The following is a 20460-nucleotide window of genomic DNA, read 5'->3' as shown; positions in this document are numbered from 1 at the left end:
GTGTCTGCTGGATGGATGCCGCCGTCACGGCGTGCCACCGGCCCCGACGGTACTCCGCCGGGGCCGGTGGGCTGGTCATTTCCGTCATGATCGGCGGGGTGACCAGCTGAAAGCTGGGGTAGTGCTACTTCTGGTCCTTGAGCTTGTCCTCGAGGCGATCCAGGATCTCCTTCAGATCAGCGGCGGAGCGCTTGACGGGGACTGAGGTGCCCTTGGACTCCTCGGCGACGGCCTCGGTGACGGCGTCACCCTGCCAGATCTCGACGAGTTCCTGGAGGCCCTTGTTGTCGGCGTCTTCGGCGCGGACGACGAAGGCGTTGATGTAGGGCTCGGCCTCCTCGGAGGTTGGGTCATCCTGGAAGACTGAGGACTTCGGATCGATGTTGGCCCGGTCCAGGAAGGTGTTGTTGATGATGGCGGGCTTGCCCTCGTGGTAGACGGTGGTGGTCTGCGGGGCGGCGACCGGAGTGACGGAGACCTTGGAGTTGTCCGCGTCGATGTCGGCCGGGGTGGGGGTGATGAGGCCGGACTCCTTGAGGGTCACGAGACCCGCCTGGACCAGCACGTTGATGGCGCGGCCCTGGTTGGAGGAATCGTTCGGGATGGCGACGGACGAGCCTTCGATGCCGTCGAGGGAATCGTGGTCCTTCCAGAACAGAGCCAGCGGAACGATCTCGGTGGAGCCGATGGGGGTGAGGTCATCTCCGGTGCCGACGTTGTACTCGGAGAGGAACTTCAGGTGCTGGAAGAGGTTGACGTCGAGCTGTCCCTCGGACAGTGCCTTGTTCGGGGTGTTGTAGTCCGAGTAGTTGACGATGTCGAGGTCGATGCCCGCCTTGTCGGCCTCCTCCTCGAAGACCTCCCATGCCTTACCGCCGGCGTCGGTGGTGCCGATGGTGATCTTCTTGCTTTCGTCACCGGAGGCGCTGGTGGAGTCGGCGGAGTCGTTTCCGCAGGCGACGAGGGACCCCGCGGCGAAGATGCCGGCGGCGGCGAGGGTGGTGAAACGGCGGAGGTTCATGGGTTCAAGCTTTCTGTCGGGGTCTGACTGTATATCTATCTGTTCCACCCGGTTGACGCGGTGGAGAAGTGGTGCGCGGGCACCCCGGTGGGGGCTAGACAGAGCATTCTGCCATTCCGCTTGTATCACCGTAGCAGTGTGTCCCGTTCGTGTACAGCTCGGTCTAGTGTTGGGGGTGTGGGTGGGCGGGTGACTGGCCGGGCGGGAGTGGGTGCCGCATGCATGAGGGATGATGCGATGGAAAGCTATTCGCTACTGTGTTCTATATGGAATGGGGTGATGGTGGCAGTGTTGGGGTCAATGGATGCCCGATGGACTGGGCGACACTGGAGAAAGTTCTCTCCGGAGGGAGGGCTGAGCGGATTTTTCCCGACCCAGCCGTGTTGGAGGTGGCCACCGTGTCCGGGCCGCCGATTGTTCCGACTGTCGAGCATCCCTTCGCCGAACTGCGCGCCCAGAGTTCCTACAGCTTTCTCTCCGGTGCGTCAGATCCGGATAAGCTCGTCGAACGGGCTATCGAAATCGGGCTCACCGCGCTCGGTATCACGGACCGTGACGGCTTCTATTCAGCGGTCCGCTTCGCCGAAGCCGCCGCAGGCACCGGGCTGGGCACCGTCTTCGGCGCGGAGCTCACCCTCGGTGAGGGGGAGATCCTCTGTGTGCTCTGTCGCGGTGCGGACGGCTACCGTCGACTCAGCCACGCCATCACCGACGCGCACATGGCCGCCGGCGCCAAGGGGTCGCCCGTGTACCCGCCGCTCCCGATCCTCGGTGAGCGGGCGTCCGGTACCTGGCAGATCCTCGCCGACTCCACCTGGACGGAACGTCTGTCCGAACTGATCGACGCGTTCGGTGCCGAACGGGTCACGGTCCAGCTGTCCTGGACGATGTGTCCCGGCGACGTGGACGGAAACGAACATCTGCTCGCAGAAGCCGAACGGCGTGGCCTACGGACCGTGGTCAGCACCATGCCCCGGGCCGCCACCCGTCATGATGTGCGTGTGGCCGGAGCGAAACACGCACTCAGGCTCCGGTCCGGACTCGCGGACTCGGAGGCACATCTTCATCCCATGGGCGGTACCTGGCTCCGGAGTGGGGAGGACATCACACGCGCGCTCCCCGGTGGTGACCGACTGTGCCTGACCGCAGTGGAGGTTGCCGCCGAATGTGCCTTCACCCTCGACCTCCTGGCTCCGGAGTTACCCCGTTTTGATATCCCGGATGGACACACGGAGATGAGCTGGTTGACAGAATTGACGCTCCGCCGTGCCCGAACGCGGTATGCCGGTCGGGGCGCGGACCTCAGGTCCCTCGTTCACCAGCAACTGGAACACGAACTAAGCATCATCGAGAAGCTCGACTTTCCCGGATACTTCCTCATCGTCTGTGATCTGGTGGACTTCTGCCGGGGCCGCGGCATCCTCTGTCAGGGACGCGGCTCTGCGGCGAATTCCGTCGTTTGCTTCGCACTCGGCATCACCAACGTCGAACCGGTCGGTGCCGGACTGCTCTTCGAGCGTTTCCTCTCCCCGGAACGGGACGGTCCACCGGACATCGACATCGACATCGAGTCCACCCGCCGAGAAGAGGTCATCCAGTACGTCTACGCCCGCTACGGCAGAGATAACGCCGCGCAGGTCGCGAACGTCATCACGTACCGTCGCCGCGGTGCTGTCCGCGACGCAGGCCGGGCACTGGGGCACCCGCAGGGAGCGTGTGACGCTTGGGCGAAGGGAACCGCGGAACCACCCGCGGATGTCGTCGCACTCGCGGAACGGTTCATCGGACAACCCCGACACCTCGGGATCCACTCCGGAGGCATGGTCATCTGCGACCGACCCATCGCCGATGTCGTGCCCGTGGAGTGGGCGCGTAAATCCGGACGCAGCATCGTGCAGTGGGACAAGGATGACTGCGCCGCGGCCGGGCTGGTCAAGTTCGATCTCCTCGGCCTCGGCATGCTTGAGGCGCTGCACCACATGATCGATCTCGTCGCTGAACACCGTGGCAGGACGGTGAATCTCTGGGAGCTGGATCTCGCGGAACCGGAGGTGTACGCCATGCTCGCGCGCGCCGATGCCGTCGGTGTGTTCCAGGTGGAGTCCCGGGCCCAGATGTCTACCCTCCCGCGGCTGAAACCCCGGGAATTCTTCGATCTCGTCGTCGAGGTCGCGCTCATCCGTCCCGGCCCCATCCAGGGCGGCAGCGTGCACCCCTACATCCGGCGGCGCAACGGCGAGGAACCGGTCACCTATGACCACCCCTGTCTGGAACCCGCGCTGGCCAAGACCCTCGGGGTGCCACTGTTCCAGGAACAGCTCATGCAGATGGCACGCGACGCCGCCGGGTTCACCGGCGCCGAGGCAGATGCGCTACGGCGGGCCATGGGCTCCAAACGCTCCCCGGAGCGCATGGCCCGCATCCGGGACCGGTTCTTCACCGGGCTCAGGGAGAACAACGGCATTACGGGGGACGTCGCGGAGAATCTCTGGAACAAGATGGTCGCCTTCGCCGCTTACGGTTTCCCCGAATCCCACTCCCAGTCGTTTGCGTCCCTGGTCTACTTCTCCGCCTGGTTCAAATACCACTATCCGGCTGAGTTCTGCACCGGCCTTCTGCGGGCGCAACCGATGGGCTTCTACTCCCCGCAGTCCCTCATCGCTGATGCTCGCCGCCACGGAGTCCCGGTCGACCCGGTATCCGTCAACGACTCCGCTGCTGTTGCGGACTGCCCTGGGGGACGGATCCGGCTCGGGCTCGATCTTGTCAGGGGAGTAGGGGTCAAGGCGGTGCAACGGATCATCGCGGCCCGGTCCACAGGTGGGTCGTTCACCGGGGTCGCGGACCTCGCCAGACGCGCGGACCTGAGCATCGCACAGACCGAGGCGCTGGCCAGATCCGGTGCCACGGACTGCCTCGGGATCGAACGTCGTCAGGCCCGGTGGGAAGCCGGCGTCGCCGCAACGGAGAAGAATGGGATGCTGCCGGGGATCTCCGGGATCGCCGCTCCCGCACTGCCCGGAATGACCGCCTTCGAACTACTTGCCGTCGACATCGCCGCGACCGGCGTCACCCACGACAGGCAGCCGGTCGCTCTCTTACGTACCGCGCTCGATGCCCGGGGCATCATCCCGGCAGATCGGCTGCTCGAACAGCGGGACGGGGCCCGGATCCGGGTCGCGGGCATCATCACCCACCGGCAACGCCCCCGGACCGCCAGCGGCGTGACCTTCCTCGGGATGGAAGATGAGACCGGGCTGATGAATATCATCGTCTCACCCGGGCTCTGGGCCCGGCAGCGACGACTCGCCCGGACCGCCCACTCCCTGATTATCCGAGGTATCATCCAGAACTCCTCGGGTGCGGCGGCGATCCTGGCGGACCGGCTCGAACCGTTCCCCGCCGCGGAACTGCTCTCCACGGGGTCGAGGGACTTCCGGTGAATGCGTGGGGGCCATGGATTTCGGCATAGTGGGGGTCATGATTGAGGCGCCTGATTCGACCCCGCTCAACCCGGTGTCCCCCGCGCTCGCGAAAGCCCGGCTGCTCATCGTCCTCCCCGTCCCCGCGGTCGCGGCGCTGGGCTGCGCGGTGGCGGCCTGGTGGTGGACCCCCTTGCTCTGGATCGGTGTCGTTCTCATGCTCATCGCCACCGGATACCTCGCCTGGTTGATTCCCGCGCAGGTCCGGCTCCTCGGGTGGGCAGAAACCACGGATGAACTGCTCATCACCAAAGGGCGGATCTGGTACACGTTCACCGTCGTCCCCTATGGCCGTGTGCAGTTCGTTGACGTCAGTTCCGGGCCGGTGCAACGCCGATTCGGATTGAAGACACTCACCCTGCACACCGCGTCATCAACGTCGGACAGTGAAATTCCCGGACTGGATTCGGTGACCGCTGACGCTCTCCGGGACCGTCTCGCGGTCAAAGCCCGGGAGAGGATGAGCGGGCTGTGAACGGCACCGGAGATGGTGGAGACGCCACTACCGAAGATTACCGGCGGGTGCACCGGATCAGTCCACTGCTGCGCTTCTGGACGGTCCTGCTCGCGCTCGTGGCCATCGCGGCGGGAAACATGGGGGAGTCGGTGTTCGGGATCCTCAGGGGCCTGATCTCCGGGCAGATTCACGTGGATACCCGTCCCCTGTTGATCGGGGTCGGCGGGTTCATCTCGGTGTGTGTGCTGATCTGGCTGGTCTCCGGCATCTGGTGGCGGGCCATGGGGTACCGGCTCACCGCGGAAGAAGTCGTCCACCGGCAGGGGGTGGTGGGTGTCCGGGTCCGAACCGCCCGCTACGACCGCATCCAGGCGGTCGACATCGTGGAGTCGGTCGTCGCCCGGATCTGTGGACTCGCGGCGGTCCGCGTCGAGACGGCGGGCGGGGAGGACTCCGTCATCGAGATCTCCTACCTGCGCAAGAAGATGGCCGAGCGGCTCCGTGTGGAGATCCTCGGCCTGCTGGGCGGAGAGACGGTCGGAGCGGGCAGGCAGGATGCCCCGTCGACTGGATTCCCGGATACGGAACCTGATTCGGCGGTGGCTGCCGGTGACATCATCGTGGCCCCGATCCCCGTCGTCAGGTCGCTCGTCGCGGCGTGTCTCTCCGGGTGGTTCCTGTTTGCGTTGCCGACGCTCATCATCGTCATCATCCATCCGGGAGCTTTGGGGATGCTGTGGCCCGTATTCATCGGCTCGCTTCCGTCCACGTGGAACATCATCGACAACTCCTGGCGCTTCACCGTCCGGCGGGAAGGCGGTGAAGATCTGGACATCACCTACGGGCTCGCTGATCGACGCAGACAGACACTGAAGTTGTCCCGGGTACACTCCGTGGAGATCCGCCAGCGCACACTGTGGCGGCTCACCGGGTGGTGGTCGGTCCGTGTTTGCGTGGCGGGTTACGGGGTGTCGGAGGGCGGGGGGACGACGAAGATCCTCCCGGTGGGTACCCGGGAGGAGGCGGTCCGGATCGCGGTACTGCTCAGCCCGTTGACTGCCGCGGAGGTTGAGGAATCGGCGCAACCGGAGGGGTGGACGCGTCCGGTGTTGCGGAGCCCGCGCCGGGCCAGATGGGTGTCGCCGATCTGTTGGCGCCGCCGGGCGGTGACGTTTGCCGGTGGACCGGGAGACGATGGACAAGATCTGCCGGAGGCCGTAATTCTCCACGGAGGTCGATTCTCCCGCCGGGTGTCGATGGTCGCGCTGCCGCACATCCAGGAGATCACCTTGGAAACAGGGCCGGTCGGCAGGTTGCTGGATTTCGCCTCGGTGAAGATGCACCTGGTGGAGGGGCCGGTGCTGATGGTGGCGGACAACCTGGAAACCGAGGATGCGGTCTGGCTGCTGGAACTACTACGTCGTCGTCGATTGCCTGTGTTGGCTACAGTGACTGAGTTGCGGTGACACCCCTGGATGAGGGGTTGTGCTGCAAGGTTGGTATTCGCCACTGAGGTGTGTGTGCTGGGGCAATAATGGGATTCATGTGCAATTGATGCATGCAGTGCACAATTAAGTTCAACCAGTTGAAGATTCAGGTTTATATAGTCGGCCGATCTAGGTATGGTTACCATGTACTTACTGGTGGGCGACATCCCGGTCTTTTTCTTGGGTCGGTGGATGTAGGCCCGGAAACTGCTGAAAAGAGACTGCGAACCATGAAGCTCGGAAAAGCTGCGGCACTCGCTGCCTGCACCGTTGTATCGCTTGTCCTGACCGCGTGCGGCTCGGATTCCGGTTCCGACAATGCCGGAACCGGGGAGGTTGAGAAGGTGTCGGGTGAGTCTGTGAAGGTGGTGGCCACCACCACTCAGATCTGTGACTACGTCACCCAGATCGCCACTGACGAGTCGGATGATGCGGAACTGTCCTTCAACAAGACTGGCTCGGACGGGAATACCACGCACTTCGGGGCTGAGCCGGGCAAGGCCAAGTCGGAGCTGGATCTAACCTGCATTCTGGCGCCCAACGCTTCCGCCCACGATCACGAGATGACGCCGCAGCAGATGCAGGCAATGGGGGAGGCGAACCTCCTCATGGTCAATGGTGTGGACCTGGAGCACTTCCTCGATCGTGCTGTCGAAGCCTCCGGATTCGGCGGCACCCTCGTCGTCACCAGCGGTTTCCTCACCTCGGGTGAGAAGGATGACGAGAAGGCCGTGCTGGAAGCTGAGAAGGAGCTGCCCTACAAGGTCTACCGCGGGGTGGAGCAGGTCGATATCAATGAGTGGCCGTTCGCCGCACCTGAGGGCGAAGAGCCCGAGTTCATCTATGATCCCCACGTCTGGACTTCACCGCACAATGCGATGGTTCAGGTGAAGAACATCGGTGCTGCACTGGAAGAAGCATCCCCCGAGAACTCCGACCTGTTCAAGAAGCATGTTGGCCGCTTTGAGAAGGAACTCGACGAGCTCGACAAGTGGGCTGCTGAGTCCTTCGCCTCTGTCCCGGACTCGGACCGGGTGCTGTTCACCTCGCATGATGCCTTCGGTTACCTGTCCAAGGAATTCAACATCAACTTCATCGGCACGGCGCTGAGCGACTTCAACGATCAGGCTGATGCCACCGCCGAGCACATCGCTTCCGAGGCTGACAAGGTCCGTGAGTCCGGTGCCAAGGCGCTGTTCGCGGAAAACTCCAACAACTCCAAGTCGATTGAGGCTATCGCGAGTGCCGCGGGCGTCAAGGCCGTCATCGGTGATGACGCCCTTTACGGAGACTCGCTCGGTCCGGACGGTACCGACGGTGAGACCTACATCGGCTCCATCATGCACAACGTCACGAACCTCGTTCGTGCCTGGGGCGGCACGGTGGCTCCTGTTCCGGAGATTCTTAAGGCATACACCCCGAAGGACCTGTAACGCAGGCTCTTTCCCCAGATCGAAGCGAGTTCGCCGCGTCCCATTCCTCGGGATGCGGCTCTCGTGTGTTCGGAACCTTAACCACATTCACTTTCACCAATAATAAATACCGGTTCCATCAAGGGAGAATAGTAATGGACACGACACAGTCCACTCCGGCGCTACGCTACGTCGATGCGAGTTTCAGCTATGGCGGCCCCCCGACACTGACCGGAGTTACCGGTGAAGTACAACCCGGGGAAGCCCTCGCGCTCATTGGACCGAACGGAGCGGGCAAAACCACGCTGTTGCGTGGCATCCTCGGGACGGTCAGCGTGTCCGGGACCATGGAGATCCTCGGACGCACGGATGGAAAGGTCCCCAAAGGATCCATCGGCTACGTGCCGCAGGTCGCGGATCTCGACACCACGTTCCCGGTCACCGTCCGGCAGGTCGTGATGATGGGGCTCTACGCGGAACTCGGTTGGCTCCGCCGCCCCAGTGCAGCGCACCGTGAGCGGGTCGATGCCGCCCTCGAGCGAGTCGGCATGTCTGACCGTGCAAATCTGAGGTTCGGTCAATTGTCCGGCGGCCAGCGTCAGCGAGTGCTGCTCGCCCGTTCCATCGTGGCCTCCCCGAAGATGATCCTCCTCGACGAGCCGTTCAACGGTCTCGATGAACCCAACCGTGAGGCCCTGCTGGGAATCATTCACTCGGTCAAACGGGAAGGCGTCGCGGTGGTCGTGTCCACCCACGACTTCAAGCTCGCCTACGAGTGTTGCGAGGATGTCGCACTTCTCGCCGGTCGACAGATCGCCTTCGGCCCGATAGACCGGGTCCTCACCCCGGCCAACCTTGAGCAGGCGTACGGCAGCCGTAGCACCGACCAACTCGTCGGATCGGGACTCGAGGAGGAACTTCATGTGGGATAGCGTCATCGTCGGCGTCACCAATGCTGTCGAATCCCTTCGGTTGGCCGTGATGGATGTCCCGGGTCTCCAGACGGTCGCGGCCGCGCCGTATCTCTTCCGTCCCTTCCTCATGCTCATGTTCCTCGGCGTCGTCGCAGGCCTCGTCGGGGTCATCATCAATCTCCGCTGCCTGGAATTCAACGCCGAAGCGATGGTGCACTCGGTGTTCCCCGGAATCGTCGCGGGCGCCGTCTACGGTGGACTCGACATGATCATTCCTGGCGCCGCGATCTGCGCGGTGTTCATTGTCATTGCACTCACCGCCGTTGGCAGGCGTAACACGAAGGTCTCCGAATCCGGAACCGCCGTCGTGCTCACCTCATTTTTTTCCGCTGGTATCGTGCTCTCCCTGTACAAGGGTGACCGATCAGGTCAGCTTGAGGCACTGATGTTCGGACGCCTCCTCGAGGTGACCCCTGATCGGTTCGTCGAGTCCATCGTCGTGTGCCTCGTTGCACTCACCATCATCACCCTGTCCTGGAAGGAACAGATCTTCACGGCCTTTGATCGTGACGGTGCCCGTGCCGCGGGGATCTCGGGCTTCACCGTGGACCTCATGGTCAACGCCGCGATCGCCGCCGTCGTCGTATCCTCCGCCTCCGCAGTCGGGGTGCTTCTCGTCATCGGCTATCTTGTGGTCCCCGGAGCAACCGCCCGACTCCTGGTCGAACGCGTTTCACTCATGGTCCCGGTCGCCATCGCCGTCGGGGTCATCGGTGGCTATGCGGGCATGATCATCATGACTCTGGACACCCCACACCCGGTGTCTCCGCAGGCGTCGGTCGCGCTGTCCGTCATCGCCCTGTTCTTCCTCTCCCTGCCGATCCGGTGGATTCGTAGCAGGTTCGCCGGGAACAACGTCCCCGTTGATCCGGACGAGACCACCACTCCCGTCAGAATTCCCGCCGGAGGTGCAGTATGAGCTTCTTCGATTCCACCTTGTGGACGATCCTCCAGCTCCCGATCCTGGAGATCGTCGTCGTCGGTGTGCTCGCTGGTCTGGTCGGTGTCCTGGCGGTGCTCAACCAGCGGGTCTTCTTCGTGGAGTCAGTTGCCCACGGTACTTTTCCCGGAGCTATCCTCGGTGTCGTTCTCGGTAAGGGACTCGCCGCAGACTGGAACCTAGATAATGATACGCAGCATGCAGTGCTATCGCTCTTCCTCTTCGCCGGTGCACTCCTGGCGTGTGTTCCCCTGTCCTGGCTGATGCACCGGCTGACCCGTATCGCTGGGCAGTCCTCCCAGGCGTCGGCGGGCATCGTCCTGACTCTCGGGTTCGCCCTCGGTTATTTCCTGAGCAAGTGGTTCCAGCCGTTACCGCTGAAGATCGAGTCATTTCTCACCGGATCGGTGCTGAGTGTCAACCGGACCGATGTTCTCGCAGCCGCAGTCGTGCTCGTCATCACCCTCATCATTCTGGCGATCTTTGGTAGGCAGCTAATTTTCTACGCCTTCGATGGAAGTGGATACCGGGCAGCGGGGCATAGCGCCACGATCGCCGAAGGCATCATCCTCGGGTTGATCTGCGCTGCTATCGTCGTGGTCATCCCGGCTGTCGGTACGATTCTCTCCATCGCGCTCATCGCTGCCCCAGCCGCTGGACTGCAGCCGCTCGTGAGGTCGACCTTGGGCCTGTTCATCGCAGCTCCCATAGCAGGTATTGCCATTGGCGCAGTGGGGCTCGCCTTCGCGGTGAAGGCAGATCTGTCGGCAGGTGGCATGATCGCGCTGACCGCAGGTGTCTTCTATATCGGCTGCCTCGCGGTTGGTCGACTGTTGGCTGGTCGCCGATAAGCCGAGCTCCGAGAAAGGAAGAGCAATGCCAGAAACCAACCTCTCGGACCTTCCCGATAAGTCTCAGGACTACCTGAAGGTCATCTGGGACATCTGCGAACGAACCGGGTCGCCGGCGATGCTCAAGGATGTCGCCGCCCAGACCGGACAGAAGACATCGACAGCCTCCGAAGCCGTCCGAAGGCTGACGGATCGTGGGTTGGTCAGTCATCGGCCCTACTCTGGCATGACACTCACAAAGGAAGGAACCCAACTGGCCCTCGGAATGATGCGCAGGCACCGGCTCCTCGAAATGTTCCTCTGCACTACCCTCGGATACACCTGGGACGAGGTTCATGATGAGGCCGATGTCCTAGAACATTCGGTTTCAGACAAACTGATTGAGCGTATCGACGCCCACCTCGGGTATCCGGTGCGTGACCCCCACGGAGATCCGATCCCCGATGTTGACGGGGCAATGGTCGACATCCCCTCAGAGGTCCTCACCGGGGTTGAAGAAGGGGTCGAGGTGACGGTAGACAGGGTCAGTGACCGCGATCCGGAACTCCTGCGCTACCTCGCGGACCACGGAATCCGTCCGGGGACCGGACTTACGGTGCTCCCACCCCCGTTTCCGGGGATGTCTGTGGTCCGCGTTGAACGGCCGGCGGGTCCGCATGAGGAGGACACAGCTGCCGACGTACCGATGACGGCGGCCGGCATAGCGGCCATCTACGTCACCCGCGACTGAGGTTTCCGGCTAGACTGCCCCCGGGTAACCCAGCTGGCGCCATGCTTCATAGGTGGCCACTGCCGCGCAGTTGGACAGGTTCATCGACCGCCGTGCCGGGAGCATCGGGACACGCACCTGTTCCGTGATCCTCGGGTTCGACAGGGCCTCGTCGTCCAGGCCACCGGGTTCCGTGCCGAATAACAGGACGTCACCAGCCCGGTAACTGATGTTCCCGTGCCACCGGGTGGCGGAGGTCGTGAATGCGAACACCCGGGCTCCGGGGATCGAGTCGAGTGCCGCAACAAGGTTCTCGTGGATGCTGACCTCCGCGAGATCGTGGTAGTCGAGGCCAGCCCTGCGGAGGTTCTTCTCTTCGAGATTGAAGCCCAGTGGACCGGCGAGGTGGAGATGCGCTCCGGTACCCGCACACATGCGGATCGCGTTACCCGTGTTCGGCGGGATGCACGGACGATCGAAGACGACATGAAGAACTGCGCGATCACCGGTCTCACTCATGGGTCCCGATCCTAGTGTGTGCCTGCTTTCTCCTCGGATACGGCCCGGAACCTGCGCTAACTCCCCGGACCGTGGAATAATAGTCCGTGTGACTGCACAGAAACTTGACGGAAAGCTCTATCGCGACGAGATCTTCGAGGACCTGAAGAGGAGAGTGGATCGGCTCGCCGATCGTGGCGTGGTCCCCGGACTCGCCACCGTCCTGGTCGGTGACGACCCGGCGAGCCACAGCTACGTCAAGATGAAGCACCGTGACTGCGAGCAGATCGGTGTGAAATCGATCGGCAGGGATCTCCCCGCTGACGTCAGCCAGGAGGAACTCAACGCGGTCATCGATGAGCTCAACGCCGACGACGCCTGCACCGGCTACATTGTCCAACTGCCGTTGCCGAGGCACCTCGACGAAAACGCCGTCCTCGAGCGTATCGACCCTGCCAAGGACGCCGACGGACTGCACCCCGTTAACCTCGGCAAACTGGTTCTCAACGAACCGGCGCCGCTGCCGTGCACCCCGAATGGCGCCATCCACCTTCTCCGGCGGTTCGGGATCGAACTCAACGGCGCGAAGGTCGTCGTGATCGGACGCGGTGTGACCGTCGGGCGTCCCATCGGTCTGATGCTCACCCGGCGCAGCGAGAACGCGACCACCACGCTCTGTCACACAGGTACAAGGGACCTGGCCGCCGAGACCCGAGCAGCTGACATCATCGTCGCCGCGGCAGGTGTCCCCCACATGCTCACGCCGGACATGGTCAAACCCGGTGCAGCGATCCTTGACGTCGGGGTGTCCCGCAGGGGCGGCAAACTCGCCGGGGATGTCCACCCGGACGTGTGGGAGGTCGCCGGTGCGGTGTCTCCGAATCCCGGTGGAGTCGGCCCGCTCACCAGGGCATTCCTGGTGCGGAATGTCGTGGAGCGTGCGGAAAACCTAGCTGGGGCGGAGTGATTGGGCAGCAGTCGATGAACTCCTCCTATGTGCCGGGGATCGACAATCCACACGACATTGGGTTGTCCCCGTCTCCGGTTCCGCGTGCTGTACAACGGGTGTTCATGGCACTGCTCATCGCCGCGTTCTTGATTGCGGCCATTTTCGCACTCACGGAGCACTGGCGGCGTGCGACTTTTCTCCTTGGTTGCGCGTTGGTCTGGCTCAGTGTCGTCCGGGGTATCTGTGACTCCCGGGTGCTCGGGGTGTTCTCCGTCCGGTCACGGAGTTTCGATACCCTGTTTACCCTGTTCATTGGGGGATTGATGGCGTTCCTCGCGGTGTCCGTTGATCCTCTCGGCAGCTGACTGAGTGATACTCCCAGGTCTGGAATCATGCCGGATTTGCACCGGTCGCCAGTAACAGGAACCGGCGAAACACCCGGGCGACCTGGCGGGTCTCCGTGAGGAACGCGTCATGCCCGACGGGCGAGACGATCTTCGCCATGCCTAGGAGATTCCCGACGTTGCGGGAGATGTGTTCCTGCTGGTGGTACGGGTAAAGGATATCGGTGTCCACACCGGCGACGAGGGTGGGTACCTGGATCTCCGACAGTGCCTTGTTCAGGCCACCACGTCCTCGCCCGATGTCATGGCGGTTCAGTGCCTCGGTGAGTACCACATAGGAGCCCGCGTCGAAACGCTCGACCAGTTTTCTGGCTTGGTGGTCGAGATAACTCTGCACTGCGAAACGCTGCCCCGGATCCCGGAAGACCCCGAGAGGATTCTCCCCGTCCTGGGCGTCGGTCCCGAAACGCTCGTCGATCTCCTGCTCCCCGCGATATGTCAGGTGTGCTATCCGGCGCGCTGCCGCCAGCCCCTGTCGGGGGTATCCGCTGGTTGAATGATACTCACCGTTCAGCCATTCCGGATCGTTCGTTATAGCTGATATCTGCGCCGATTGGATACCTATCTGCCAGGCGCTGGCGCGGGCGGAAACCGCCAGAATCGCAGCCGCCCCCACCCGCTCTGGATGCATGAGGATCCACTCCAGGGTGCGTGCCCCACCCATCGAACCCCCGACCACGGCGGTGACCTTACTGATGCCCAAGACATCAAGGAGCTGACGTTCCGCGGTAACGAGATCCCGGATAGAGAGCGCGGGAAACCGTGAGCCCCAGGGGCGGCCGTCGGGGTGGGGGGACGAAGGGCCAGTGGTGCCCGAGCAACCCCCGAGTGCATTGGTGCACATCACGCAGTACCGGTCCGTATCCAAGGATAAACCCGGGCCGATGAGTCCGTTCCACCAGTTCACGGCATCGGAATCGCCGGTGAGGGCATGTTCGACGAGGATGATGTTCGTCGAACCGTCGGTGTCACGGCGGAGTTCACCCCATCGTTGGACAGCTATTCTCGCATCCCAGACGACTCCTCCGGCCTCTGTGCGGATGTCTCCCACGGGGAAAATCTCCGCCTTCCCTTCCTCAGGAAAAGGAAATGATTGCGAAGGAGATATGAGCTGCTTTGACGGTTGGGTGTTCATGGGGTCTCCGTTGGTCGGTGCACTGTGCAACCATCGTAGACGGACCGCTCTGTCTAGCTCAATATCGATGGAAAAACCCAGTCAGAACAGCTACTGGATCGTGTTTCCAGACTATGCGGTCTGAATTTCTGTAGCCTGCGGGTAGGGGAGTGTGCTGATGTTTCGCTGTTCCTCATCCGAGTAGTCGGGCGGCTCCGGAGTTGACCAGATCGGGGACATTCCCGGCATGAACCACATGATCGCCGCGGTCAGCACCGCAGCTCCCGCGGGAGCCCACGGATACCAGCTGGCCGGGGTGAAGAAGAACACGAGCGCACACGCCGCGGTTGCGACCAGCCATAGAAGGGGAACGAGCAGGTCAAGGCGGAGATTTCGAACCCTTCCATATTCCGCCCAATCTTCACCGGGGAATCGGGATCGCGCTTCGTTGCGGATCTTCCGCTGAGTTTTGAGACTGTTGGCGGCGAAGCAGAACATGAGTAGTCCGAAACCGACTCCTGTGACGAGGAGATCTCCGGCAGCTGCGCCGAATGCGAACAGCATTACTGATACCGTCATGCCTGCCCGTTCTCCCCGGGTCGGGGGGAGGGGGGTGGACGGGTCGACGTCAGGGTAGAGGCGATCAAACGTGGTGTCGGTCATGAGTGCTGCGGCTATCCTTAGTACAGGGGGAAGATTCGGGTTTTCGAGGCGAACGGATTTTTTAGGTTAGTCTAGCCTGACGATATAAAGTATGTCCGCGACGCGACCCGGCACCTCACTCCAGTGACGAGCCGGTCTCCGGGGATAGTCGCTCCGCCGACGGGCCCTTCGTCCGGGAACCCCTCGTAGATACAGCCAAAGAGAAATAATCATTGCTCCAGAAAGGACGACGCATGACCTTGCGTTCGCCATTCACCAAAATCGTCCGCCGCATCACCGCGGTCGCGGCTGCCACCGCAGCTGCGGGCTTCCTGGTTCTGCCCGTCCTACCTGCCACAGCCGAAGACTGCTCTGAGTCCTACACCAAGATCGATGGGGCCATGCGGTGGGGATTCAAGAAGTCCTTCCGCTCCTATATCCAGTCCGGTGGGACGAAGGGCGGCTGGGAGCTGGATGGTATGAGCTATGACAGTGGCTCCGAGCAGTTCGTCCTGACACCCGACCCAGACAGGATGAAAGTCGTCGATGCGGATACCGCGACGATTCCCCTCCAAGGATCTCTTCGTTTCTTCGGTCATGAAGGGGAAGGCGGCCAGGGGCCCGGGAAATACGCCCTCGACTTCACGCTCTCGGACATGAAACTCGTCGTGGACGGAACATCCGCCACCCTCGTAGTCGACTACAGAGGCCTTGAGCTCGAGCCTGGCACCACAATGGTCTCCGGCGAAAAGTCCGCCAATGATGCAGATTTCATGGACATCCAGCTTGCGCAGGCACCTGATTTCACCTCGGGATCCCTCGACTTGAACGGAAGCGTGAATCTCTCCGCCGACGGTGCTTCGATTTTTGCGGGCTTCTACGAGCCGGGTCAGGAGTTCGACCCGATATCATTGGCAGCAACCCTCGAAAAGGTCTGTGGGAAGCAACCCCAGGGGGGTTCAGACGGCGGGAGTGGGACCAGCGGGGGAAAGAACACCGGAACCAAGTCGGTCGGGATCGATGCAGTCAACTCCGTCAACGATCACCTGGACTCCCTCAATAACCTCATGGGCACCGCCGACAAGTTCATGGGTAACAGTGACAAGCTATACAAGCGCTTCACCGATGACCGCAACACCCTCACCGGTAGCAGGACAACGACAGACGGTACGTCCGTGCCCGGTGCGACCACCGGGGGAACCGGTGGGAAGACAACCACTGGTAAGACCACAGGTGCAGGAACCGGTACAACTTCGGGGGCCGGTACCAGATCCGGAACCTCTGGAGCTGCCTCCGCTCCTCGGGGGGCCGCCGCCGGAGGAACGACTGCCGGAGCGAACACCGGTGGTGGGGATGTCTGCACCGATGACGGTTCTCTCGGAGTGGTAGAGGCACAGGCTGCCTGGGGAGTGAAGACTTCCTTCCAAACCTACATCTCCGGATCGATCGCCAACGGCGGCTGGGAACTCAACGGTGTCGGACACAACAACGGGCAATTCCTCTTCTCCGGTAACTCCGGCGCAGTGAATCCATCAACTGGAGCTGGTTCCCTGCTTATGTCCGGATCGGTCCGGTTTACCGGGCACGGCGGAGTTCTGGACCTCACTATCGCGGACCCGGAGGTTCAGTGGAACGGAGCTTCCGGCGTCCTCATCGCCAATGTCACGTCAAACGACATGGAAGGCAACTCGAACAACTTTGGTCGCGTCGCCCTGGCCAATCTGACGTTCAGCCAGCTAGACGTCTCGCCCACCGAGGTGTCCGGTCAGACCAGCTCGGTGAGTCTCACCCAGGCCGGTTCCACCGCGTTCGCCGACTTCTACCCGGCAGGCCAGGAAATGGCGCCTCTGAGCTTTGCCGCGACACTTGGCGGATCAGCTAGTTGCGCCTCAGGGCAAGGCAGCGGTGCACCCGCCTCCGGTGGCGGCGGTGGCGCTGCGGCACGGGTCGGTGCGACAACAGCCGGTGCTTCCGGTTCCTCAACCAAAAAAGCGGGACTGCCCGGTGCTGCAGCAGGGGAAGATAGCGGAAGTTTCCATGCTGATAAGGGAGGTTCCGGGCGCTTTAAGATCAAGTCCAGCGGTCCCAACAAGTCCCCTGAGACGGAGAACGTTGCCGCCAGTAGTGAGACCGAAACCCTGGTCACGCCCCTGCTGCTGATCCTCGCCGCATTCGTCGTCGCTGGCAGTACCCTGACATCGTTCGTCTCCCGAAACCCCGCCGGGTAGTCGGAAAACCCTTTCCTCCTCTGGTCCACGTTTTCCCCGCGAAAGGCCCCACAAGTTGCTGACTTCACGACACAGACTCCGAATACGGTTCTCCGGAAGAGCACGTGCGATTATCGTCGCTCTCGCCTGCACCACCACCGTGCTGGCAGGCTGCTCCGGCTCCGACAATAGCCCCGAGACCGGCGGGAAGGCGGCTGAAGCTGCCGTCAGCGCTGCACTTCCTGAGCTGCCCGATCCCGCTGATCTACCGGATCCGCGATCTCTCACGGGAGTCAATGCTGTCACCGGTGTCGGGGAGCCCATCCCGGTGACCGAGGATCCACAGCCCCAGCTTCCCGTCGAACTCACGGATGCGGATGGGTACGATGTCGTCGTCGATGATGTCTCTCGGATCCTCGCACTCGACCTGTACGGGGCGTACACGAAAACTCTCATCGGGCTTGGGATGCGTGACGCGATCATCGGACGGACGGTCAGCTCTGATGAAGCCTCTCTCGCCAACCTTCCGGTGGTCACCCAGGGCGGACACAACATCAACGTCGAGGCGGTACTCGAACTCAATCCTAGCCTCGTCATCATCGACCATTCCATCGGCCCGCGTGAGGCGATCGACCAGATCCGCGAGGTAGGTGTCCCCGTCGTTGTCATGGAGCCTTTGCACACCGTTGACGGAATACACGAGGACATCGTCAACCTCGGTGGCGTCGTCGGGCTTCCCGACGACGCGGAGGTGCTTGCAGAACGCTCTGTCAAGGAGTACGAACGCGCGGTTGAGGACATCCGGACTATCACCCCGGAAAATCCCCTGCGTATGGCGTTTCTCTATGCACGAGGCACAGGTGGTGTCTTCTTCATCCTCGGCGAGGAAGACGGTGTGAACGAGCTGATCAAGGGTGTCGGTGGCATCGACGTCGCCACAGAGAACGGTATCCGCACCGCATCTCCCGCGAATGCGGAAGCGTTGGCCAAACTCAACCCCGAGGTCTTCATCATGATGGAGAAGGGGCTCGAGTCCACCAACGGGATCGACGGCCTGCTCGAACGCCCCGGAGTTGCCCAAACCGTCGCGGGCCAGAACCGTCGGATCGTCACGGTCCCGGACGGCCAAGCACTCGCCTTCGGCCCCCAGACCGGTGACCTGCTCGAGCGCCTCGCCATCGAGCTCTACGCGCCGGAGTCGAAGTAGGTGCAGGTACCAACGACCACCGTGGAAACGGATCAGAGAGGCGCAGTCCGGGAGCGTGACGCCTTCCAGAAGAGACGTCGCAACCGGATCATCCTTTTCATCGTTCTCGTGCTGCTGCTGTTCGGAACGATGGTCTTCTCCGTCGTCGTCGGACAGTACACACTGAAGGCATCCGATTTACCGCGTCTCCTCGCCATCGGTCCCGGCCAGGATTCGATTCAGCAGTCGGTCCTGTGGAACATCCGGTTGCCACGACTCGTGCTCGGTATCATTGTCGGTGCCGCACTCGGTGTGGCCGGAGCACTCATGCAGGCGGTGTTCGCTAACCCCCTCGCAGAGCCGAGCGTCATTGGCGTCACGTCCGGTGCCGGCGTCGGTGCGGCCGTGGTCATCGTGTTTAACTGGACATGGCTCGGTACCTCCACCGTCCCTGCCGCGGCGTTCGTGACAGCTGTCATCACCACGGTGGCCGTCTACCAGCTTGCCCGGCATGACGGACAGGTCCACGTCCTCAACCTCATTTTGACCGGAATTGCGGTCAATGCGGTATGTGGTGCCGCCATCTCTCTGCTCGTCTACATCGCACCGGCTACGTCCAGGGAACAGATCATCTTCTGGCAGATGGGCTCCCTGAACGGGGCACAGTGGAAGTATGTGACGGTCGTCCTCCCGATCATCGCCGTCGGAATCTTCATCGCCCTGCTCCTCGGAGGCGCACTCGACATTCTCGCCCTCGGTGACAAAGCAGCGGGACACATCGGTGTCAACGTGCAGACCGTACGCATCGCCGCAATCGGAGCATCGACCCTTTTGACCGCCGGTGCAGTGGCCTATGCGGGACTCATCGGGTTCGTTGGCCTGATCATCCCCCATCTACTCCGCGGGATCACTGGGCCCTCGAACAAGATCCTGATGCCGGCATCCGCGCTCGCGGGGGCGGTGCTCATTGGACTGTCGGATGTCGCCGCCCGAACACTCATTGCCTTCGCGGATCTGCCCATCGGTATCTTCACCGCAATTGTCGGTGGCCCCACATTCTTCATTCTGTTGCGCCGCATGATGCGACGGGGAAGGGCCTGACATGAGCATCCTTGAAACACGTGACGTGAGCATCGCCTTCGGAGAACACGTTCTACTCGAAGACGTTTCAATCACCGCCAACGCCGGAGAAGTCCTCGGTCTGATCGGCCCCAACGGCGCCGGCAAATCGACACTTCTTTCCGCCATCTGCGGTGATATTCCGGTGCGCAGTGGAAGTATCTCGATCAACGGCTTGGACCCGACCTCAGCGACACCCCTGGAACTTGCGCGAACCCGTTCGGTCATGCTGCAGGATGTCTCGGTGTCCTTCGCTTTCCTCGTTCGTGATGTCGTCGCCATGGGACGTCGACCATGGGCTCGTACGAAGCGGGCGAAGAACGATGAGGCGCTGATCGATGCAGCGTTGAAAGCTACGGAGGTCGATCATCTCGCCGAGCGCGACATCATGACTTTGTCGGGCGGCGAACGAGCTCGGGTGGCACTCTCCCGCGTACTCGCTCAGCAGACCCCCGTTGTTCTGCTCGACGAGCCGACAGCAGCACTCGACATCGGACACCAGGAACAGGCACTGGGACTCGCCCGTGGCATGGCTCGTGCCGGTGCCGCTGTGATCATCGTCCTGCACGATCTCAATGCGGCCGGCGCCTACTGTGACCGTATCGCTTGCCTCGCAAGAGGTGGCGTAGCGGCTCAGGGAACCGTCGAAGAGGTCTACACGGAAGAAATCCTCAGTGGTGTCTACGACTGGCCAATCGAGGTTCTCCGCCCACATCCCGGACAGTTCCAGGTAGTACCAGAACGTGGAATGGGAAAGAAGACCAGTGCAGCCGCCCGCGAACTACTTGATCTCATTCATACGTGAACAATCTCACCTACCGCCGCCGAATAAGGAAAAACAATGAAAAGCATGACAAAAAAAGCCGCCTCCCTCATCGCGGGAACCGCGCTACTCGCCGGTTCGGTCCTCGTTCCCTCTGCGTTTGCGGGTGAGGAGGCTGCCGAGTGTGTGACGTCTGTCAGCGAGGGTTCGTCTTCGTGGTCTGTTAAGCAGACGTACCTCAACTA

At 62.4% G+C, this 20460-nt stretch carries 18 protein-coding genes; 14 read left to right on the top strand and 4 right to left on the bottom strand.

Annotation, left to right across the window (positions count from 1 at the left end; genetic code table 11):
• Nucleotides 1–124 precede the first annotated feature (124 nt).
• Nucleotides 125–1021 (bottom strand): MetQ/NlpA family ABC transporter substrate-binding protein, encoded by an 897-nt coding sequence (locus tag JDV76_RS00140; RefSeq protein WP_198734865.1) that lies wholly within the window; start codon nt 1019–1021, stop codon nt 125–127.
• Nucleotides 1022–1287: 266 nt separating this feature from the next.
• Here JDV76_RS00140 and JDV76_RS00135 point away from each other — a divergent pair, with 266 nt between their 5' ends.
• The 8 genes from JDV76_RS00135 to JDV76_RS00100 all read left to right on the top strand — a co-directional run bounded on the left by JDV76_RS00135 (nt 1288) and on the right by JDV76_RS00100 (nt 11354).
• Nucleotides 1288–4464 carry an error-prone DNA polymerase gene (locus JDV76_RS00135; RefSeq protein ID WP_232958694.1) on the top strand — a complete coding sequence of 1059 codons (3177 nt, stop codon included), beginning with the start codon at nt 1288–1290 and terminating at the stop codon, nt 4462–4464.
• A 37-nt stretch (nt 4465–4501) separates the two neighbouring features.
• Complete coding sequence (locus JDV76_RS00130) at nt 4502–4978, top strand: PH domain-containing protein (RefSeq protein ID WP_198735301.1); 477 nt, start codon at nt 4502–4504, stop codon at nt 4976–4978.
• Nucleotides 4975–6426 (top strand): PH domain-containing protein, encoded by a 1452-nt coding sequence (locus JDV76_RS00125; protein ID WP_248140705.1) that lies wholly within the window; start codon nt 4975–4977, stop codon nt 6424–6426. The genes JDV76_RS00130 and JDV76_RS00125 overlap by 4 nt, the downstream gene beginning before the upstream one ends.
• Nucleotides 6427–6677: 251 nt before the next feature.
• Nucleotides 6678–7880 (top strand): metal ABC transporter substrate-binding protein, encoded by a 1203-nt coding sequence (locus tag JDV76_RS00120; protein WP_198734863.1) that lies wholly within the window; start codon nt 6678–6680, stop codon nt 7878–7880.
• Between the two features lie 134 nt (nt 7881–8014).
• Nucleotides 8015–8791 (top strand): metal ABC transporter ATP-binding protein, encoded by a 777-nt coding sequence (locus tag JDV76_RS00115; RefSeq protein WP_198734862.1) that lies wholly within the window; start codon nt 8015–8017, stop codon nt 8789–8791.
• Between the two features lie 49 nt (nt 8792–8840).
• A complete protein-coding gene (locus JDV76_RS00110; RefSeq protein WP_198735299.1) occupies nt 8841–9752 on the top strand; it encodes a metal ABC transporter permease in 912 nt (303 codons plus the stop codon).
• Nucleotides 9749–10624, top strand: coding sequence for a metal ABC transporter permease (locus JDV76_RS00105; RefSeq protein WP_232958693.1), 876 nt, complete (start codon nt 9749–9751; stop codon nt 10622–10624). The genes JDV76_RS00110 and JDV76_RS00105 overlap by 4 nt, the downstream gene beginning before the upstream one ends.
• A 25-nt stretch (nt 10625–10649) precedes the next feature.
• Nucleotides 10650–11354 (top strand): metal-dependent transcriptional regulator, encoded by a 705-nt coding sequence (locus JDV76_RS00100; RefSeq protein WP_198734861.1) that lies wholly within the window; start codon nt 10650–10652, stop codon nt 11352–11354.
• 9 nt (nt 11355–11363) lie between these two features.
• Here JDV76_RS00100 and JDV76_RS00095 read toward each other — a convergent pair whose 3' ends face one another.
• Entirely contained in the window at nt 11364–11852 is a 489-nt protein-coding gene (locus JDV76_RS00095; protein WP_198734860.1) for a tRNA (cytidine(34)-2'-O)-methyltransferase, read from the bottom strand.
• Nucleotides 11853–11940: 88 nt separating this feature from the next.
• On the opposite strand from JDV76_RS00095, the gene JDV76_RS00090 reads away from it, so the two are divergent.
• Nucleotides 11941–12798, top strand: coding sequence for a bifunctional methylenetetrahydrofolate dehydrogenase/methenyltetrahydrofolate cyclohydrolase (locus tag JDV76_RS00090; protein WP_198734859.1), 858 nt, complete (start codon nt 11941–11943; stop codon nt 12796–12798).
• A 14-nt stretch (nt 12799–12812) separates the two neighbouring features.
• A complete protein-coding gene (locus tag JDV76_RS00085) occupies nt 12813–13145 on the top strand; it encodes a DUF3017 domain-containing protein (protein ID WP_198734858.1) in 333 nt (110 codons plus the stop codon).
• A gap of 25 nt (nt 13146–13170) precedes the next feature.
• On the opposite strand, the gene metX is transcribed toward JDV76_RS00085, so the two are convergent.
• Together metX and JDV76_RS00075 are read right to left on the bottom strand one after the other, a co-directional pair.
• On the bottom strand, nt 13171–14319 hold the full coding sequence (metX, locus tag JDV76_RS00080; RefSeq protein ID WP_198734857.1) for a homoserine O-acetyltransferase MetX: 1149 nt from the start codon (nt 14317–14319) through the stop codon (nt 13171–13173).
• 111 nt (nt 14320–14430) lie between these two features.
• Nucleotides 14431–14961 carry a hypothetical protein gene (locus tag JDV76_RS00075; protein WP_198734856.1) on the bottom strand — a complete coding sequence of 177 codons (531 nt, stop codon included), beginning with the start codon at nt 14959–14961 and terminating at the stop codon, nt 14431–14433.
• A 233-nt stretch (nt 14962–15194) separates the two neighbouring features.
• Here JDV76_RS00075 and JDV76_RS00070 point away from each other — a divergent pair, with 233 nt between their 5' ends.
• The 4 genes from JDV76_RS00070 (at nt 15195) to JDV76_RS00055 (ending at nt 20257) form a co-directional block, all read left to right on the top strand.
• Nucleotides 15195–17168: an HtaA domain-containing protein gene (locus tag JDV76_RS00070; protein ID WP_198734855.1), complete on the top strand. Its 1974-nt coding sequence runs from the start codon at nt 15195–15197 to the stop codon at nt 17166–17168.
• A gap of 226 nt (nt 17169–17394) precedes the next feature.
• The gene (locus tag JDV76_RS00065; RefSeq protein WP_232958728.1) at nt 17395–18354 is read left to right on the top strand and encodes a heme/hemin ABC transporter substrate-binding protein; all 960 of its coding nucleotides are present in this window, start codon (nt 17395–17397) and stop codon (nt 18352–18354) included.
• 21 nt (nt 18355–18375) lie between these two features.
• On the top strand, nt 18376–19434 hold the full coding sequence (locus JDV76_RS00060) for a FecCD family ABC transporter permease (RefSeq protein ID WP_248140703.1): 1059 nt from the start codon (nt 18376–18378) through the stop codon (nt 19432–19434).
• Nucleotide 19435: 1 nt separating this feature from the next.
• On the top strand, nt 19436–20257 hold the full coding sequence (locus JDV76_RS00055) for a heme ABC transporter ATP-binding protein (RefSeq protein WP_198734854.1): 822 nt from the start codon (nt 19436–19438) through the stop codon (nt 20255–20257).
• The last annotated feature ends 203 nt before the right edge of the window (nt 20258–20460 follow it).

This window comes from Corynebacterium marambiense, assembly GCF_016342275.1.
Lineage (GTDB): Bacteria > Actinomycetota > Actinomycetes > Mycobacteriales > Mycobacteriaceae > Corynebacterium > Corynebacterium marambiense.
Note: the sequence above shows the minus strand (reverse complement) of the source record. Positions and strands in the feature narration are given on the sequence as shown.